Source organism: Acinetobacter sp. DMC2 (genome assembly GCF_056314305.1).
Map to the genome: position 1 here is coordinate 275,511 of NZ_JBQUYP010000004.1, position 17,705 is coordinate 293,215.

22 protein-coding genes are annotated in these 17,705 nt (G+C 39.9%); 10 read left to right on the forward strand and 12 right to left on the reverse strand.

The annotated features are described in order from the left end of the window. Positions 1-63: 63 nt before the first annotated feature. From ACT53H_RS10375 to ACT53H_RS10390, 4 genes are all read left to right on the forward strand, one after another. Positions 64-303: an RNA recognition motif domain-containing protein gene (locus ACT53H_RS10375; protein ID WP_003654760.1), complete on the forward strand. Its 240-nt coding sequence runs from the start codon at positions 64-66 to the stop codon at positions 301-303. 9 nt (positions 304-312) lie between these two features. After that, the gene (locus ACT53H_RS10380; RefSeq protein WP_476009194.1) at positions 313-675 is read left to right on the forward strand and encodes an ASCH domain-containing protein; all 363 of its coding nucleotides are present in this window, start codon (positions 313-315) and stop codon (positions 673-675) included. 81 nt (positions 676-756) lie between these two features. Then, complete coding sequence (locus tag ACT53H_RS10385; RefSeq protein ID WP_004794811.1) at positions 757-1,260, forward strand: DUF6586 family protein; 504 nt, start codon at positions 757-759, stop codon at positions 1,258-1,260. Positions 1,261-1,372: 112 nt separating this feature from the next. Continuing rightward, complete coding sequence (locus ACT53H_RS10390; protein ID WP_002114792.1) at positions 1,373-1,651, forward strand: hypothetical protein; 279 nt, start codon at positions 1,373-1,375, stop codon at positions 1,649-1,651. Between the two features lie 35 nt (positions 1,652-1,686). On the opposite strand, the gene ACT53H_RS10395 is transcribed toward ACT53H_RS10390, so the two are convergent. The 4 genes from ACT53H_RS10395 to ACT53H_RS10410 form a co-directional block, all read right to left on the reverse strand. Next, entirely contained in the window at positions 1,687-3,396 is a 1,710-nt protein-coding gene (locus tag ACT53H_RS10395; RefSeq protein WP_004794809.1) for a cation:proton antiporter, read from the reverse strand. Positions 3,397-3,547: 151 nt separating this feature from the next. Continuing rightward, positions 3,548-3,703, reverse strand: a complete 156-nt coding sequence (rpmG, locus tag ACT53H_RS10400; RefSeq protein WP_003654787.1) for a 50S ribosomal protein L33 — start codon at positions 3,701-3,703, stop codon at positions 3,548-3,550. A 12-nt stretch (positions 3,704-3,715) separates the two neighbouring features. Then, complete coding sequence (gene rpmB / locus ACT53H_RS10405; RefSeq protein WP_000048256.1) at positions 3,716-3,952, reverse strand: 50S ribosomal protein L28; 237 nt, start codon at positions 3,950-3,952, stop codon at positions 3,716-3,718. Between the two features lie 167 nt (positions 3,953-4,119). Next, positions 4,120-5,568 carry a coniferyl aldehyde dehydrogenase gene (locus ACT53H_RS10410; RefSeq protein ID WP_174740220.1) on the reverse strand — a complete coding sequence of 483 codons (1,449 nt, stop codon included), beginning with the start codon at positions 5,566-5,568 and terminating at the stop codon, positions 4,120-4,122. A 112-nt stretch (positions 5,569-5,680) separates the two neighbouring features. On the opposite strand from ACT53H_RS10410, the gene ACT53H_RS10415 reads away from it, so the two are divergent. From ACT53H_RS10415 to ACT53H_RS10435, 5 genes are all read left to right on the forward strand, one after another. After that, positions 5,681-6,373 (forward strand): TetR/AcrR family transcriptional regulator, encoded by a 693-nt coding sequence (locus tag ACT53H_RS10415; protein WP_004794805.1) that lies wholly within the window; start codon positions 5,681-5,683, stop codon positions 6,371-6,373. 75 nt (positions 6,374-6,448) lie between these two features. After that, a complete protein-coding gene (gene purU / locus ACT53H_RS10420; RefSeq protein WP_004794803.1) occupies positions 6,449-7,312 on the forward strand; it encodes a formyltetrahydrofolate deformylase in 864 nt (287 codons plus the stop codon). A gap of 380 nt (positions 7,313-7,692) precedes the next feature. Then, the gene (locus ACT53H_RS10425; RefSeq protein ID WP_476009195.1) at positions 7,693-8,442 is read left to right on the forward strand and encodes an energy transducer TonB; all 750 of its coding nucleotides are present in this window, start codon (positions 7,693-7,695) and stop codon (positions 8,440-8,442) included. 42 nt (positions 8,443-8,484) lie between these two features. After that, positions 8,485-9,105 (forward strand): MotA/TolQ/ExbB proton channel family protein, encoded by a 621-nt coding sequence (locus ACT53H_RS10430; protein WP_004641039.1) that lies wholly within the window; start codon positions 8,485-8,487, stop codon positions 9,103-9,105. Further along, positions 9,105-9,509: an ExbD/TolR family protein gene (locus ACT53H_RS10435; RefSeq protein WP_003654800.1), complete on the forward strand. Its 405-nt coding sequence runs from the start codon at positions 9,105-9,107 to the stop codon at positions 9,507-9,509. The genes ACT53H_RS10430 and ACT53H_RS10435 overlap by 1 nt, the downstream gene beginning before the upstream one ends. Positions 9,510-9,566: 57 nt before the next feature. Here the strand turns inward: ACT53H_RS10435 and msrA are convergent, their stop codons facing one another. The 7 genes from msrA to lgt form a co-directional block, all read right to left on the reverse strand. Next, positions 9,567-10,091, reverse strand: coding sequence for a peptide-methionine (S)-S-oxide reductase MsrA (msrA, locus tag ACT53H_RS10440; protein ID WP_004794799.1), 525 nt, complete (start codon positions 10,089-10,091; stop codon positions 9,567-9,569). A 100-nt stretch (positions 10,092-10,191) separates the two neighbouring features. Beyond that, positions 10,192-11,247 (reverse strand): Lnb N-terminal periplasmic domain-containing protein, encoded by a 1,056-nt coding sequence (locus tag ACT53H_RS10445; protein WP_004794796.1) that lies wholly within the window; start codon positions 11,245-11,247, stop codon positions 10,192-10,194. Positions 11,248-11,261: 14 nt separating this feature from the next. Next, positions 11,262-11,771, reverse strand: coding sequence for a dihydrofolate reductase (locus tag ACT53H_RS10450; RefSeq protein ID WP_231761974.1), 510 nt, complete (start codon positions 11,769-11,771; stop codon positions 11,262-11,264). Between the two features lie 44 nt (positions 11,772-11,815). Then, positions 11,816-12,658, reverse strand: a complete 843-nt coding sequence (gene thyA / locus ACT53H_RS10455; protein WP_005302144.1) for a thymidylate synthase — start codon at positions 12,656-12,658, stop codon at positions 11,816-11,818. Positions 12,659-12,824: 166 nt separating this feature from the next. Beyond that, positions 12,825-13,190, reverse strand: coding sequence for a hypothetical protein (locus tag ACT53H_RS10460; protein WP_004794790.1), 366 nt, complete (start codon positions 13,188-13,190; stop codon positions 12,825-12,827). 11 nt (positions 13,191-13,201) lie between these two features. Then, entirely contained in the window at positions 13,202-13,561 is a 360-nt protein-coding gene (locus tag ACT53H_RS10465) for a hypothetical protein (RefSeq protein ID WP_004794788.1), read from the reverse strand. A gap of 75 nt (positions 13,562-13,636) precedes the next feature. Continuing rightward, positions 13,637-14,455 (reverse strand): prolipoprotein diacylglyceryl transferase, encoded by an 819-nt coding sequence (lgt, locus tag ACT53H_RS10470; RefSeq protein ID WP_004794786.1) that lies wholly within the window; start codon positions 14,453-14,455, stop codon positions 13,637-13,639. 93 nt (positions 14,456-14,548) lie between these two features. Between lgt and ACT53H_RS10475 the strand changes: the two genes are divergently transcribed. Continuing rightward, positions 14,549-15,328 carry an NRDE family protein gene (locus ACT53H_RS10475; protein ID WP_174738919.1) on the forward strand — a complete coding sequence of 260 codons (780 nt, stop codon included), beginning with the start codon at positions 14,549-14,551 and terminating at the stop codon, positions 15,326-15,328. Between the two features lie 47 nt (positions 15,329-15,375). Here the strand turns inward: ACT53H_RS10475 and ACT53H_RS10480 are convergent, their stop codons facing one another. Then, on the reverse strand, positions 15,376-17,568 hold the full coding sequence (locus tag ACT53H_RS10480; protein WP_476009196.1) for a PhoX family protein: 2,193 nt from the start codon (positions 17,566-17,568) through the stop codon (positions 15,376-15,378). Positions 17,569-17,705: the final 137 nt, after the last annotated feature.

A 17,705-nucleotide genomic window follows, 5' to 3' on the forward strand; every position in this document is an offset into this window, starting at 1 on the left:
TAAGACAATGTGATTACTTAAATATATTGGCTGCTCCCTTTAATTGCCAATTAAGGTTAGAAAATGAAGATATTAGTTCGTAATTTAGATCGTGCTGTGAGTGAAACTGAAATTTTAGAGTTATTCAAAGCATTTGGTAAAGTTGAAACATGTGTTCTTGTTACTGATAAAGACACAGGTAAATCAAAAGGTTTTGGTTTTGTTGAAATGCCTAACCCACGTGAAGCAATTAAGGCAATTAAAGGCTTAAACCTGCTTAAAGTTAAAGGCAATGGAATTCGCGTTAAAGCAGCTGAAGAATAAGTCGTCAGTGTGAAAAGACAGTTTTCAGCTCTTTCGATTGTAACGCCAAATGGTACTCGTATCGCTGAAGGTATCAAAACACTTGAAGTGCGTTCATGGGTACCTACAAAACTGCCAATTAAAGATCTATTAATTGTCGAGAACCAAAAGTTTTTGGTTAAAGATACTGATGAAGAAGAGGGAGTTGCTGTCGCTTTGGTTGATGTCGACTCTATTCATGCTTGGCGAAATGATGAAATTGAGCCAGCATGTGCAACTGCTTGGGACGAAGGGTATTTTGCTTGGGTTTTAAGTCATGTTCGTCCTATAAAGCAGCCACTAAAAGTTTTAGCGAAACGTAAAATTTATCAAGTTGAGCTGGATTTACCATAAATAACGTTGATTTTATTAATGGAGTCGTTAAGCTAAAGAATAGCTGTTGCAATAGCGATTTTAGAACAGGAAAGTTTAGTTATGTCACGTGTTGCTCGTTATCATGCCGATCGTACCAATCAGAAGCTCTATTTTGCGCGCTTAGCGTGTCAACAGGCAGAACAGACCGATCATGTGCAGCAGATACAAGCTTACCGTGAAGCAGCTGTATTTCATTTACATGGTGCAATGTTAGCTTTCTTACAAGAACTCGTACGTTATTACCGTTTAAATGAATTGCAACCCACTTTAAAATCTATTGAAGAACATATGGCGGCGAAAGGACAAGTTTCTCCAGAAGTGTCCGTTTTGCAACAATTGGCGAAAGATGGTTTTGTTGCAGAGCTCAAACGAGCTTACCGTATGTGTCAATATGCACCAGAACCTAAAGAGCCGACCCCAGAAGAAGAAACCTCTTCTAATCTCATTATCAAAGTGACTCAAGGTCCTCAATCTTGGTTGCCAGATGTTAAGATTTTGCGTGAATGGCATCGTGAGTTAAGCCATTTAATTGATGGTTTTCGTAATGAAATGGTCGAGTTCTAAAATTAAACTGCCTAGATGCTTGAAATTTAGACTAGGTGTGCCTATATAAATAAGACAAGAGAAGCAAAGTGCAAGGGTGCTTTGCCACCATGTTGAAACATGGAGGAAGTATATGTCTATACAGCAATTGAAAGAGTTATTTGGAAATCAAGAAGCCGTTTTGGAATTAGTCCAACTCGAAGGTGGTGAACTCGCCTTGCGTAATGCAGGTTCTGAGAATGAACCCTTGGTTAAAATTCAATTTAGCGATGAAGTCAAAGCAATCTTGGGTGAGCAAACTCCAGTTGTTGCTCAGCATATGATTCAGGCTGCACTATTTGGACTGCTCGAAAAGCAGGTAAATGAATGGCAGGCTGAGGTACTAGACGAACAGCCTAAATTCTTGAGTTAAAAAAAGCGTACTTTTAAGTACGCTTTTTATATGGGTTAATGCATAGTTGACTGATGGGCAAGCTCGATCTGATTTAATATGTGGTGACTCATATTCTTTGCCATTTCTTCTTTTGCATAGAACACTTCGCCAATATTTTCTTCACGGATAATTGCTGCTTCTTCTTTGCTTTCTGCGCAAATTAATACTTGAATCTGAGGATTTAATTGCTTGGCAATGCTCACAATACGGTGGATATCTAAAATATCCATAGGGGAGATCACCAAGAGTCGCGCATGCATGATATGTGCTTGAATTAAAACACTCGGTTCGGTAGCAACACCGCTCACAGCAGCAATATTTGCCTGACGCAGTTTTTCTACGATTTCACGATTCTCTTCTGCAATAACGACCTTAATATTCTCGTTAATTAGATTTTCAGTGATGCGTCGTCCCACACCGCCATATCCAACAATCACGACCTGATCACGTAAGTAAGCTTGATCCACTTCATCGGGTAACATGGCTAGTGGGTCACCACTGCGTTCAAGAAGTCGGGCTAGATGAGAGCGCTCACGAATCCAGCGTTGTACTGGCTCAATGGCAGAGAATATAAAAGAGTTCAGCGTTATCGAAAATAAAGCGCCTGCTAGAATCAGGTTTTGGGCTTCTAATGTTAATAAGCCTAAAGATACACCTAATGTTGCCAAGATAAACGAGAATTCGCCAATTTGGGCCAAACTCGCACCAACTGTAAGGGCTGTATTAATTGGATAGCGAAAGAATAAAACTAAAGCCATTGCGGCAAGAGTTTTACCTATCATGATAATTGCAATCACTGCCAGAATTTGGAGTGGACGTTCAACAAGAATATGGGGATCAAACAGCATTCCCACAGAAACAAAAAACAGAATTGAGAAAATTTCACGTAGTGGAAGTGTTTCTTCTTCTGCGCGGTGACTAAAGTCTGATTCTTTAACAACCATTCCTGCAAAGAAAGCCCCTAATGCCATTGAAACCCCAAAAATGGCATAAGAACCATAAGCAATCGAAACAGCAGCAGCAACAACAGTAAGGGTGAATAGCTCTCTTGATCCTAAACGAGCAACGAATTGCATAATAATAGGCACAACGCGCTTGCCTACAATCAGCATAAAGGCAATAAAGCCAATCACCTTTAATAAGGTTATCCCAAGAGTTAACCAGATATTACTGTCTGCACCTGCTGGTGCTTTTCCACCGAGTAAAACAGCTGTAGCTGGAAGAAGTACTAAAACCAGTACCATCACTAAATCTTCGACTAACAGCCAACCCACAGCAATTTTGCCGTTAACTGAGTCTAGAAGACCTCGGTCTCCTAATGCTTTTAATAATACAACTGTACTTGCACACGATAGACTTAAGCCAAAAACGAGTGCAGACCCGAAATTCCATCCCCATAGCATTGAAACGCCAATACCAAGTAAGGTTGCAACAGCGATTTGTAAAATTGCGCCAGGCAAGGCAATACGACGAACTAGCAGCAAGTCATTTAATGAAAAGTGCATCCCTACACCGAACATTAGAAACATGACCCCGAGTTCTGCAAGTTGGTTGGCAAGATGAATGTCTGCAACGATACCTGGGGTATTTGGACTAATAATAATTCCGGCAATTAAATAACCGATAAGAGGAGGGAGTCGTAATCGGGCTGCAAAATAGCCAAAAATGAGGGCAACGCCGAAACCAACAGCAAGTAAAATAATTAAATCTACGTCATGCGGCACTAAAAACTCCTTTTACGTGAGTTAGGCTAAAGACAAGCATAAAAAATGCCAAGGCGAAATATGTGGAAAGTTTAACAAAAAAAAGCTAGCTATAAAAAAAATGCAAAAAAAAACGACTTCATTGTGAAGTCGTTTTTTTTCGAGGCTAAAATTATTTGATTTTAGCTTCTTTGAAAATCACGTGTTGACGGATTTTTGGATCAAATTTTTTGATTTCCATTTTTTCCGGCATAGTACGTTTGTTTTTAGTCGTGGTATAGAAATAACCTGTACCAGCTGTAGAAACGAGACGAATCTTATCACGCATTGTTCAGACTCCTTAGATCTTTTGACCTTGAGCACGAAGGTCTGCAACAACCTTTTCGATACCCAATTTGTCAATAATACGCATACCTTTAGTGGTTAAACGAAGACGTACAAAACGTTTTTCGCTTTCTAACCAGAAACGGTGGTGGTGCAGGTTCGGCTCGAACCGGCGCTTGGTTTTGTTGTTGGCGTGTGAGACGTTGTTACCAACGACTGGACGCTTGCCGGTAACTTGGCAAACCTTAGACATGGTGTAACTCCATTGATTCAGCCAACAGCAAATCTGTGGCCAGTCATACTAAATGTAAACGGATGAATTCATTCAAGGGGCGTTTTATACCAAAAATACGATTAAAAGACAAGCGGAATTGGTAAAAACGAGGCATGATTTAGTATAACAGATCATGCCTTGATCAGTTAGCGCAACAAGGTTTTCGAAATGAAACGATGAATGGGCTTATTGAACGGTGGAAGAATGTATTTCAGGCTATAAAGTTTTGGATTGGACATTACCGAACGTTCATGAGAAAGGCTAAAAAAGCCCTCTGGTCCGTGATATTTACCCATACCTGATGCACCAATTCCGCCAAACGGTAAATCATCTTGAGCCACATGGGTAATCACCATGTTGATTCCGAAATGTCCTGAGTGGGTATGCTGTGCAATATAGTCAGCACGCGCCTGATCATAGTCAAAATAATACATCGCTAAAGGACGTGGTCGACTATTAATGAATTCGATAACTTCTTCTATTTGGTCATATTCTAAAATTGGTAGGATCGGACCAAAAATTTCATTTTGCATAATATCCATGGCAGTCGTTACGCCTGTAACTAAAGTCGGCGCAATTTTGCGGATATCATCTAAAATTTCATTTTGAGGATTAATTTCAACAATACGAGCACCTTGATCGCGGGCATTTTCAAGATAGCCCTGAATGCGGTTGTATTGCTTGTCATTAATAATAGACGTGTAATCTTGATTGTTACGGAAATGTGGATACATGCCAGCCACAATCAATTTAAAGTTTTCGATGAACTCGGCAGTTTTTCCACGTGGCAAGAAAATATGGTCAGGTGCAACACACGTTTGACCCGCATTCCATAATTTACCTACAGCAATGCGTTGAGCCACATCTTTCATATCCATAGATGCATGTACAAGAGCAGGAGATTTTCCGCCTAACTCAAGAATAACAGGAACCAGATTTTGAGCTGCGGCTGCCATGACTGTTTTACCAACAGAGGTTGAGCCTGTGAAAATCATTTTGTCAAAAGGCAAATGACTAAAAGCATCTGAAATAACGCCGCCGCCATTTACTACAGCAACTAATTCCTGTGGGAAAGCTTCTGCTAATGCACTTTCAAGAACTCGCCCAAAATTTGGAGAGGCACTCGAAATCTTGATCATGGCATGGTTGCCTGCTGCCAGCGCACAAATTAATGGCCCAACTGAAAGAAGCAATGGGTAATTCCATGGTGTAATAATACCAATTACACCCATAGGTTGATATTGTACCCAACCTTTTGCTGGCTGATGTAATACACTGATATGGCGTTTTGAAGGTTTCATCCACGCTGTCAGATGTTTACTATAATATTTGATTTGTTCCAAACTGGTGAGTAACTCACCAATTTTTGTTTCCATAATTGCACGATTGCCATAATCGAGGTTAATTGCGTCAGCAATCTGATCTTGATATTTTACCAAGACTCTTTTAAGACGAGCTAAACGATCAATACGCTCTTTAGCAGTGGGTACCGGATGACGTAAATAAGCAAGCTTTTGTTGTTCAAGCAAATCATGTAAATGCTTAACATCATAAGGTAGCTGAGTCTCTGGATTTGTTTTTGTTTGACTGTTCATCGGTACTTACCAAATACATTGATATGTTTATTTTTTAGAGTAAATACTCTAAATAGTCAAGACAGTTTATGTGTTCAAGTCTTAACCATGTGAATTATTAAAGGTTATTAAAATGTCTCAACCTAAAGCTCTGAAGACAAAAGACCGGATTTTACAAATCAGTTTGCAGCTTTTTAACGAGCGAGGTGAACGGTCAGTTACAACCAATCATATTGCTGCGGAGTTGGGTATTAGTCCCGGAAACTTGTATTATCACTTTCGGAATAAGCATGAAATCATTAAGGAATTAATGTATCAATATCAGGCCGAGACTTTAGAATTGCTTTCTTTACCTGAAGATAGACCATTAACGACCAATGATAAAATCAATTATTTTCAGGTGCTCAGTGGTCAATTATGGAGTTACCGTTTTATTCATCGTGATGTGTATCATTTAGTTGAAAGTAACGAAGACTTTAAAAAGATTTATCCGCGTTTTGCAGGGCAGGTGATGCAGCAGGGGCAAAAGATTTATCAAGCCTTTGTAGACGCAGGTCTTATGAAAATGACGGCTTCGGAAATTGAAGCCCTCATTATTAACCTCTGGATTGTATTAACAAACTGGACAAACTTTTTGTATATGTCTGGTCATATTAGTGACAATAACCATTTAGAAGAAAAATGGGTTTGGCAAGCATTACGCCAAATGGTTTTCCTTGAAGGTCCTTATCTTATGGGTGAAAGCCGAGCAACTTATGAGCAGTTGCTTGAATCTCTTGGCCCTTCAGATCTATTTGCTAGCTTATCGTCCTTAAAAGACGAATAGTTGTGCTTGTTTATTTAGGGCGCTAGAATACTCGGCCTATTAAAAGATTTATCTCAATTAAGTGATATTAACCAAATGAATATGACCACTGCCAATACAGCCCGTTTACTGATTACTTGTGAAGACAAGCCAGGGATCGTACAAGCGGTATCGAGCTTTTTGTATCATCAAGGTGCAAACATTACCGCGCTTGATCAGTATGCGACGGAAGCTCAGGGCGGACGTTATTTCATGCGTGTTGAATTTGAACTTGATCATTTACAGTCGCGTAAAGATGCATTAATTCAAACTTTTGCTGCGAACGTTGCTGAACGTTACGGCATGCAATGGCGTCTTGCTTTCGTAAACGATGTTAAAAAAGTCGGTATTTTAGTTTCTAAAGTTGACCATGCATTGCTTGAGTTGTTATGGCGTCATGCACGTGGTTCGTTACCTTGTGAAATTACTCATGTCATTTCTAATCATGAAGATTTACGTGAGTCTGTTGAAAACTTCGGTATTCCATTTACTGTAATTAAAGTCACTAAAGACAATAAAGCTGAAGCTTATGCGCAAATTGATGAAATGATGCAAGGCAATGATTTATTAGTTCTTGCACGTTATATGCAGATTTTAAGCGAAGATTTTGTTGCAAAATGGGAAATGAAAATCATCAATATTCACCATTCTTTCTTGCCAGCTTTTGTGGGTGCCAATCCATATAAGCAAGCTTATGAAAAAGGTGTGAAGTTGATTGGTGCGACAGCTCACTATGTGACTGCTGACCTTGACCAAGGTCCAATTATTGAGCAAGACGTTGAGCGTGTGAGTCATGACTATAATGTTGAGCAATTACGTGAGCTAGGTGAAGATGTAGAGCGTAATGTATTGGCTCGTGCAGTGAAATGGCATTTAGAAGATCGTATTATTGTTGATGGTAATAAGACCGTTGTTTTTTAAGTAACGGTTATTCTAAAAAAGCACGCTTCTTGCGTGTTTTTTTATATTTAAAATAAAATTGAAATAATATAACATATCAATAATAAGTGGGATTATCATAAAAATAGATCTGATCATGGTGTAAATAGCTCAACTATTTAAGTTTGGCTAAACAAATTGTGAACATGGGATATCTATTGAGGTAACTATGAGAAAACTAAAGTAAACATACTGAACAGGCATGAAGCTATGACAGAGAGTAAATGTTTTTCTCAAAAAATAGTTGCAAATGAAAACACTTCTCATTTATTATTGTGGCACTTTATTGTTCTATCCGATGTTTGAAATCGTTTCTATAAATAGAAATCTGAAATCATCATCCATTAGGTAATTAGATTCTTATGAGTCAATCTTCCGCAGCCTTAAACGCTCCCAATCCGATGAAAAAGAAAGTCATCACAGCACTAATTGCAGTTGCAATTGGTCATATCGGGGTCTTATGGGCAGTTAGCCATATTAAGCCTGCTGAATTAAAGCCAATCGATAAGAAACCTTTACAGGTACGTTTCGTAAAAATTCAAGAGCAACCTAAACCACTACCTCCTAAACCAAAGGAACCGCCTAAAAAGCCGGAACCGAAGAAAGAGGTAAAAGAAGTTAAAGTTGTTGAAAAGCCTGTGGCACCACCGAAAAAAGTGGAAAAAATTCAACAGGTGAAAAAGGCTGAAACACCAAAAGAAACAGTAAAGACAGAACCTAAAGTTGAAACCAAAGTGGTGACAACGACTGTTTCTGAAAAAGTCGTTGAAAAACCAAAGCCAGTAGTACAAGAAGCACCTAAAGCTCAACCCGCTCCAGATCCATCACCAAAACGAGTTTCAATTGGTGGTTCGGGTGTACAGTGGAGCCGTTCACCACGTTTAACAGTTTCTTCAAAAGATTTACAAGGCGAAGCACGCTCTGTCATGGTACTGATTGAAGCCGATGAAAAAGGCAAGATTATTAATGTACGAGTGACGAGAAGTAGTGGTATTCCAAGTCTAGATGACAAAGTTGTCCGTGCTGTTCGCGGTGCGAAATTTAAACCTTATATGGAAAATGGTGTTGCTTATCCAATTAAAGCAGAGCAACCCTTTGATTTAACCCCTTAAATGAATTTGAGTCCCAACGGCTAACCTTAATCAGGAGTTCATATGAACTTTTCAATCTATTGGCAACATGCAGATGCAGTGAGTAAAACCCTGTATTTCATCTTATTGGCAATGTCGATTGCTACCTGGACAGTTTTCATCTTACGTTTGATGGGGACTCGCCAATTAAAGCAACAAGCTTATGCTCAACTTTCTCAGGCTATCACTTCGCTAAAAGCAAAGTTACAACCTTTAAGTTTTGAGCAGCGTAAAGCGGTTGCGGAGCAAGCTCTACTTCGTCAAATTTCTGCTGAAAAAGTCAATGCTGAAAAAGGTATTTCTGTTTTAGGAACAATTGCTTCAATTGCACCATTCGTTGGTTTGTTTGGTACGGTATGGGGTATTTTCCATGCACTTGTTGCAGTCGGTAAAAGTGGACAAGCAGGTTTGGCTCAAGTGGCTACACCAGTAGGTGAAGCGCTTATTATGACGGGCCTTGGTCTTGCTGTTGCGATTCCTGCGGTATTGGCTTATAACATTTGTGTACGTGCTAACCGTGGTCTTGCTCATGATTTACAAGATCAAGCGCACAGCTTATTAATTGATACGATGTTGCAGCAAGACTCAACTGTAAAGTCTGATGTTAAAACTGCACAGCAAAGTTATGTTGGAGGTCAAGCTTAATGGCTTTTCAATTGGGTGAAGACCACGATAGTGGCATAAATGAGATGAACCTCATTCCGCTAATCGACATTATGTTGGTGTTAATGATCATCTTTTTGGTCACAGCAACAGTTGCCAACCCATCGATTCCATTAACGCTTCCTAAAACAACTGCTGAAATTATTGATCCACCACCAAAAGCAATCACGATTAGTATTAATGCAAATGGTGAAGTGGCTTGGGATACTCAAGTAATTAGCCTTGATGAGCTTCAAAAACGTTTTCAAGAAGCAGGTCAAGGTGATGTTAAACCAACAGTTCAACTTCGTGCTGATAAAGAGTCGAAGTACGATACTGTTGCTCAGGTAATGTCTCGCGCCAGTGAAGCCGGACTGAGCGATATTGCCTTTGTCAGTGAAAACTAAAATTTAGTTTACTTAATAAAAAAGCAACCAATTTGGTTGCTTTTTTATTGTTCTGATTTATTGATCTTTCATCAGATGCTGGAATTTACTATATAGCTTAAGCAGCTTAGGTGGAATCGCAAAGTTGCAATAACCTTGTGAAGGATTCTTTGCATAGTAGTTCTGATGATATTCTTCTGCCGGATAGAAGGTCGGGACAGGAGACAGCTCAGTCACAATATCAAGATCATCATTTTTTAGAGTCTGAATCGTGTGTTCCGCTGCCTGCTTTTGCTCTTCATTATAATAGTAAATAACAGAGCGGTATTGTGTGCCGATATCATTACCTTGGCGATTTAAAGTCGTTGGATCATGAGTCGCAAAGAACACGTCAAGTAACTGGGAGTAAGTTACTTGTTCTTCATCAAAGTCGACTAAGATCACCTCAGCGTGCTGGGTATCTCCTTGACATACTTGCTCGTAGGTAGGGTTAGTCGTGTGCCCACCTGCGTAACCACTAGTTACTTTTTCTACACCGCGTATTTGTAAAAATACAGCTTCGACGCACCAAAAACAGCCGCCGCCAAATAATGCCTGTTGCATTGTTTTTCCCTCTATTTCCTGCCTATTACAATAGGGTTTATGTATTTAAAATACAAAGTAAAGCATGTATAAAAAAGTAAAGAAAAGTGCATTACTTATTTCATTTAGCTTTAGGTAAACCTTGTCGAACGATTTGAGAGAAGTGTTCACTACTCTGATCTGAAAGCTGTTCAAAATTTTCAGTACGTGGATTGATATGTGCAATTTGATACCACTGTTTTAAACTGACATTTTGATTAAGAGCTTTAAGATCATATAAATAATTAGGTAAGTAACCTGAAGCGATTAGACGATAATCTTTAGGAAGTTGGTATGGGTTAATCGCTTGAACCATATCAAAAATTAGAGTTGTACAGTTACTCGTGAGCGTATTGTACCACTCTGGTTTTGTACGCAACTCATCTGATTTTTTTAGATATTCTAAAAATAAAGCTTTTTGCTCAGATCGTGGCATATTGATAGGAAAATTATAAACTTGCTCTTTGCGGATGTTGCTACGCGTATAGACAATATCTTTCTCATCAGAAGCAATTAAGCTCAGTTCATATTTTCTAAAAAAACCACCGATTGCCGAAAACTCTTCAGTTTTTTCTTTGCGAATCTCGATTGAGAAGACTAAAGGTTGTTGATGTGCAAATTCGAAGCTGACCAGTGTATGGGCAATTTGTGGTCCCATCCAGTAAGAGGCAATGATGTTTATTCCATTTAACTGGTTGAGGTCAAAAGTTCGGGTTTCCCAGCGAACATCATAGGTTCCATCAGGATGCCAATTAAAGTTACGGACATTATGCAAAGTGACTACATCGCCGTGCTTTTCATAGCTCAGCATATTGGCAACTTCAGGGTTCCAGTCACGATCTTGGCGTGCAGTAATTGAAAAATACCAAACGAGAGAGCAGGCAAATGCTAAAAGGTAAATCAGGATATCTGTACGGCGGCTAACAAGATGGCCTTCAACATATAAGCCAGCCATACTCAGCGCAAAAGCAATCCAGATGCCAATGAGTATGCGGCTGCCTAGCCAGCCAAAAGGCTGTTGAACCCAGAGCGCTACGCATACCCAAATACTAGAGAACACAATAAACAGCGTGAATAGACTATGTAACACCCCAAAAAGTAGAGCAATAATAAATTCACGTGTTCCGATATTGTGCATAGGCATCCATTGAATTATTTTTTATAAGTCGCAAACTCGAATGAAGTCCCTGATTTTTCATCAACTTGCTGTTCACTTGCAGTTTTATGAAATTCACTCGGTATTGTTGGATAATGTGCATCACCTTGCACATCTAAGTCAACATGAGTAAGTTCAAGACGGTCTGCAATTGACAGAGTTTGCTTGAATATCTCACCGCCGCCAATGATGAATAACGCTTGTTTTTCAGTATTTTTTACATCTTCTAAAGCTGCATTTAAAGCATCTTCAATTGAATAGGCAATTTTAACACCGTCAAATTGCCAGTTAATATCACGGGTAATGACCCAGTTCACACGGTTTGGTAGCGCACGGCCCATAGACTCAAGGGTTTTACGACCCATTACGACCACACCACCTTGTGTGATTTCTTTAAAATGTTTTAAGTCGGCAGAAATATGCCATGGCAACGCATTGCCTTTACCAATACAGTGGTTTTTGTCCATTGCCACAACGTGAACAACTTCTACATTTTGCCATGCCATAATCTTATTCTCTAAACCGTAACCTAATGAAATTTGAGTCGTCGTTATACTGCAACTGGTGCTTTAATTGCAGGATGCGACTCATAACCTACAATTTCAACATCTTCAAATTTGAAATCAAATAAGTCTTTTATTTCTGGATTTAGTTTCAATTGGCAGAGTGGTAAAGGCTCACGTGTCAATTGAAGTTGTGCTTGCTCAAAATGGTTGGCATACAGATGTGTATCACCACCAGTCCATACAAAATCACCGACTCCTAAACCGCACACTTGAGCAATCATATGGGTGAGTAGAGCATAGCTGGCAATGTTAAAAGGCACACCTAAGAACACGTCTGCGCTACGTTGATAAAGTTGGCATGACAATTTGTTATCTTGTACGAAAAATTGAAAGAGCGTATGGCAAGGTGGTAATGCAACTTGTCCCGCTTCATTTGGGTTCCAACCAGAAATAATTAAACGACGTGAGTTTGGGTTGGTTTTAATTTCATTAATTAACCATTTAATCTGGTCAAAACCATCTTGGTTATAAGTACCATCCGCATTTTTGGTTGCGCCGAAATTACGCCATTGATGACCATAGACTGGACCAAGCTCATGCTCTGGGCGGCCAAAACGAGCAGTTTGTTCTGCTGTTGCCCATTCGTCCCAAATCGAAACTTTATTGTCTTTTAGATATTGGACGTTGGTGTCGCCTTTTAAAAACCAAAGTAACTCAATCACAATAGAACGGAAGTGAACTTTTTTTGTGGTGAGTAAAGGAAAACCTTTAGAGAGATCAAAACGCATTTGATGACCAAATACAGAACGGGTTCCTGTGCCTGTACGGTCGCCTTTATCACCGCCATTATCAAGGATATGTTGTAGTAGGTCTAAATATGCACGCATAACACTCTCGAGTTCGGATTAATTCCATAAAATAAAGGGGGGGAGATAGCTCAATGATAAATAATTACGCAATAGAGCTGCTTCATCATGAACCATTGAAGATGATACCTGTTGTAGCTCAAGATGAAAATCTAAAAATAGTTCTATGACATTTCAATGAACGTAATTATTCAAATCGCTTGGCACGATTTTGATAAATTGAAACCAGAAAAAAACCAACCAGTACAAAGCCTAAAGCTTGTATCGTTACGATCCAATTGTGCTGAGGTGGTAGCATCCACATCACAATACCAACAATAATAAGAGGGTAGATTCTAAGTAGAAACTGGAGTTTAGATTTAGATGAACCACGATCTGAAATTTTTGTTTGTAAATATTGCCCGAAATGAAGTCCGAAACCTAACGCAAGGCTAAGAACAGTATAAGTCGGCGATAAAGGCTGGACTTGATTGGCTACATAAATTGCAGCACAAACCGCAATAATGAAAATGAGTTTGATATGGCGCGGAGCGTTGTACCAATAAGCCAACATGAAAACCCAACCTATTTTTTAACAAGCGATTGAGGTGAAAAAATAAAAGCAGCAAGTGCCATAAAAGCAATTCCTTGCACACCCCAGATCAGCAAGTTTGGCATCGCTTTAACAAAAATGAGGGCAAACAAAAGAGCAATAGGGATCCAAGTAAATAGACGGTAGAGTAAACCCGTCGGACTTTTTTGAGCAAAATGCAATTTAAAGTAGCGGCATATTAAAAAGATAACGCCAGTTCCAGTAAACATTAAAATTGTTTCTAAGGGCAAAGGCTGGTACTGATATAGCGCAATACAAATGGCCAAAGTAATAATTAAAATAACTAATTTTTTAAATGTCGGGACTTGTGTATCAAACCAGAATTCCAGCATGGCATATCTTCATTTTTGGGAGAGTAAAAACTGTAGCATAAAAAAGAGGAGCCGAAACTCCTCTGATTTATAATGTTAAGAGTTCTTTTGTGGACCCCAATCGAAAATTTTCTTTTGGTAGGCGTACCACATCATCCAAAGACCAATAAGCAGCATTGGAACTGTGAGAATTTGTCCCTTAGTCATCCAGCCAAACAGAATAAAGCCTTGGTCGGCATCAGGTTGACGGAAAAATTCCATAACAAAGCGGGCAACACCATATCCCATTAAGAATAGGGCTGAAACGGCCATGCGTGGACGCGGTTTTGAACTAAACCACCACAAGATAATAAATAAGAGGAAACCTTCACAAATAGCTTGATAGATTTGTGATGGATGGCGAACTAGGTGTAATGGATCTGTTGGGAAGATCATACCGAATGGATAATTGGGGTCAGTTACCGCACGACCATATAACTCTCCACCGATAAAGTTACCAAAGCGTCCGAACATTAAGCCAGTCGGTACACAAGGGGCAATAAAGTCGAGCGTTTGAAACCATGTTTTTTGGTATTTTTTACACCAAAATAGCATAGCAACCATAACACCGAGAAAGCCGCCGTGGAAACTCATACCACCTGTCCAGACTTGAAATAGCCAAATCGGATTTTCAAGGAATTTATCAAATTCATAGAAAAAGACATAGCCGACACGACCGCCCAGAACAACACCTAGGGCACCATAAAACACTAGGTCGGAAACCATTTCTGATGTCCAGCCATCACGTTGTTTGGCACGGTAGGAAGCAAGCCCCCAAGCACATAAAAATGCCAATAAATACATGAGTCCATACCAATGAACTTGAAGAGGTCCTAGATGTATTGCGACCGGATCGATATTAGGATAGGTCAGCATTGCTGCTCCTTGATCTTACGTTTTGACAGATTGTAGCGGAATGATGTGAAAAATGTTGTACATTCAATGTGTAAAGATAGGGAATAAGAAAAGATGTGTATTGTCGCTTTAGCATGGCATGTTCTGGATAATATGCCCTTGTGTCTTATGTCAAATCGGGATGAGTTTTATCATCGGCCAACAGCTTTGTTGCATCAGTGGGAACATACTCCGATTGTTGCGGGGCAAGATTTACAGTCGGGTGGCACGTGGATGGGCATTACGCCTCAAGGTCGATGGGCTGTTTTGACTAACTTCCGTGATGGGCGGGATCAAAAGTCTTATGAGACTTCTCGGGGGCATTTGGTTCAGGCTTTTTTAGAATCTGATTTAATGCCGATTCGATTTGCTCAACAATTAGAACAGCAGCAACAGAATTTTGCTGGCTTTAACTTGTTTATGGGAAATGCTGATCAAGCGGTGTATATGAGTAACCGTGGTGAAGCTCCGCAAGTCTTGGCTAACGGTGTTTACGTGGTTTCAAATGGTTTGATGTCTGAACATTGGGAAAAAACTAAACATTTACGAACACGTTTTACGCAAGAGTTTTTGCCTATGCTTCAGCATCAGACAGAAGAGTTAACTTTGCAACATGCGGCGTGGGATATTCTGGAAGATGAGCGTAAAGTTACAACTGCTTTATTACCCAATACTGGCATTCAAGCAGAGATGGAAGAGTTGTTGTCATCTACCTTTATTCAAAGTCCTGTGTATGGTACACGCTGTTCGAATTTTCTAAGAATGACTAATAATGAATGGCTTTGGTTTGAAAAGACCCAACAAGGTGAGCACAGTGGTCAAATTGTTCAGCAGCAGATTCTTTTAAATCGATAGCAATAAAAATGCCGATCAATTGACCGGCATTTTTAATCATCTAAGAATTAACCCGCGATCACACCGCCATCTTTACGGGTAATCACCACAGTTGCTGAGCGTGGGCGTGCAGTTTTATTGTTTGGATCTTTTTGAGTTGCAGGCCAGTTACTATCTGGTGTTGCGTAACTTGCGGAATCTTCGCCAGGGTGTTGAACATTAATAAAAATAGCTTTGTGATCAGGTGTCATGGCAATGCCTGTAATTTCACATTGCTTTGGTCCAACCAAGAAACGGCGTAGTGTTGAGTCTGTAACTTTAGCACCGACTAGCGTTTGTTGGCCATTTGATGTAGTGGCAGTAGTACCATCACCAATTTGGCCCGGTAGTGCTGCGAGCATCATACAGTTAGTGACATCGGTGTAAGCACCATCATCTGTCTGAATCCAAAGTACGCCACGTGGGTCAAACCACATCCCGTCTGGAGAGGACAAATCATTATTGTCGGTTAGGCTAGACAAGTTGATGTTTGAAGCCATCGATGCTTCTGCACCAAACAGATAAATATCCCATTTGAAGGTTTCGGCAGTGGTTTTGTCATCAGTTTCTTTAAAACGGATGATATGACCGTTAACGTTACCTTTTTGAGTGGTTTTTCCATCTTTAAGGTCAGTATAGTTACGCGGGTTCGCAGCATCGGTCGCGTAATCTTTACCACGGTTCGAGTTATTAGTTAGGGTCACATAGACTTCACCGTTTACTGGGTTAACCGTACACCATTCGGGGCGGTCCATTTTTGTAGCGCCGACTGCATCACCTGCCAAACGTGCAAATGTGACAACGTCTGCTTGAGATTTAAATGGGTAAGTCGAATTACTTTCATTTAAGCCATTTTTGCCATATGCAAGCTCAATCCATTGACCTGTACCATCGTTATTAAATTTGGCAACATACAATTTGCCCGCGTTCATATATTTGTCGCCAGCACCATAGCCGCCGTTTACATCTTTGACATCCCACACTGCACTTGAGACAAATTTATAGATGTATTCACCTTTAGAGTCATCACCCATATAAAATGCTAATGGCTGACCTGCAACTGCACGGCAAGCACTATCTTCATGTGCAAAACGGCCTAAAGATGTTCTTTTAACAGGATTCAGGCGGTTATCAAAAGGATCAATCTCGACCATCCAGCCGAATGTATTTGGACCGTTACGATAATCTTGGGTAGCTTGTGCAGTTTTTACATCGGCATTCCAGCGGTCATATAAGTCTTGTGATTCAACTTGACCAATTGCTGTTTCCCAACCGTAGCGTGAACCAGATCCTGCTTTTAAGCCATAGCGTTTCAGTGCAATAATTTCTTCTGGAGTACGTAACGCATCATCAGTCGTACTACGAGCAAAGTAACCAATAAAGTTTTCTTCGGTAGTTAAATATGTGCCCCAAGGCGTATAACCGTTACCGCAGTTATTATGAGTGCCCCGTGTTTGACGACCAGCAGGTGAGAAACGAGTTGCAAGTAAACTAGACCCAGCAGCAACACCTGCAAAATTCATCTCTGTTGAAGCTGTAATGCGTCGGTTAAAAATTGATTTTTTATCAATTATTACTTTTTGAGTTGCTGCATCTTTTTTGATGTGAACAATAGAAACGCCATGTGCATTAGTTTCACGAATGACTTCATCTTCAGGGCGGCGTCCATTAACTTTTGTTGGGCCTTTGGGGTGAAGGAATGTCTGGTTAATATATTCGTGATTCATGACTAACAAACCTTCAGCCGAAACACTTTCATCAAAGTTATTTTTTGACGTATTTAAACCAAAGAAATGCATACCGTCATGGCAGTCGCCTGAACGGAACTGGAAGCTTGGACCAGATGGAATATTATTGTCATCCCAGTCGCCAAAAGCAGGGTTGATTGAATCACCCAAAGCATAAATGACATTCGCTTCATAACCTTCAGGTACAGTCACAATATCGTTATGGTTTTTCGCAACTGCGGTAAAAGTTAATTTTTCTGGTTTTTTATTTGGATCTACTGGTGTGGTCCCACCGTTGTTTGAACCTGAGTCATCATCACTATCATTACAGCCTGTTAAAGTAGAGGCTAAAGTTAAAGCTACAGCACCGCTTGCTGCTTTAGTAATTAAACTACGGCGACTTACATGTTGTTCTAAAATGTCGCGGAAGTGGATATTGTCAGAAGTATTATTGTCCAGTTCTTGATCTTCATGATATGGCGTCAGCTCTGTCATGGGAAATTCCTAAGTAAGTAAAGAAAGAAATAAAGAGATTGTTCTAAAAATCTTCATTAGCTTAGTTGGGCAATGTGACGAGGCTTTGACGTTTTGATGATAGGTTTATGAAATAATTGATCGTTTAGTCAAAAAAG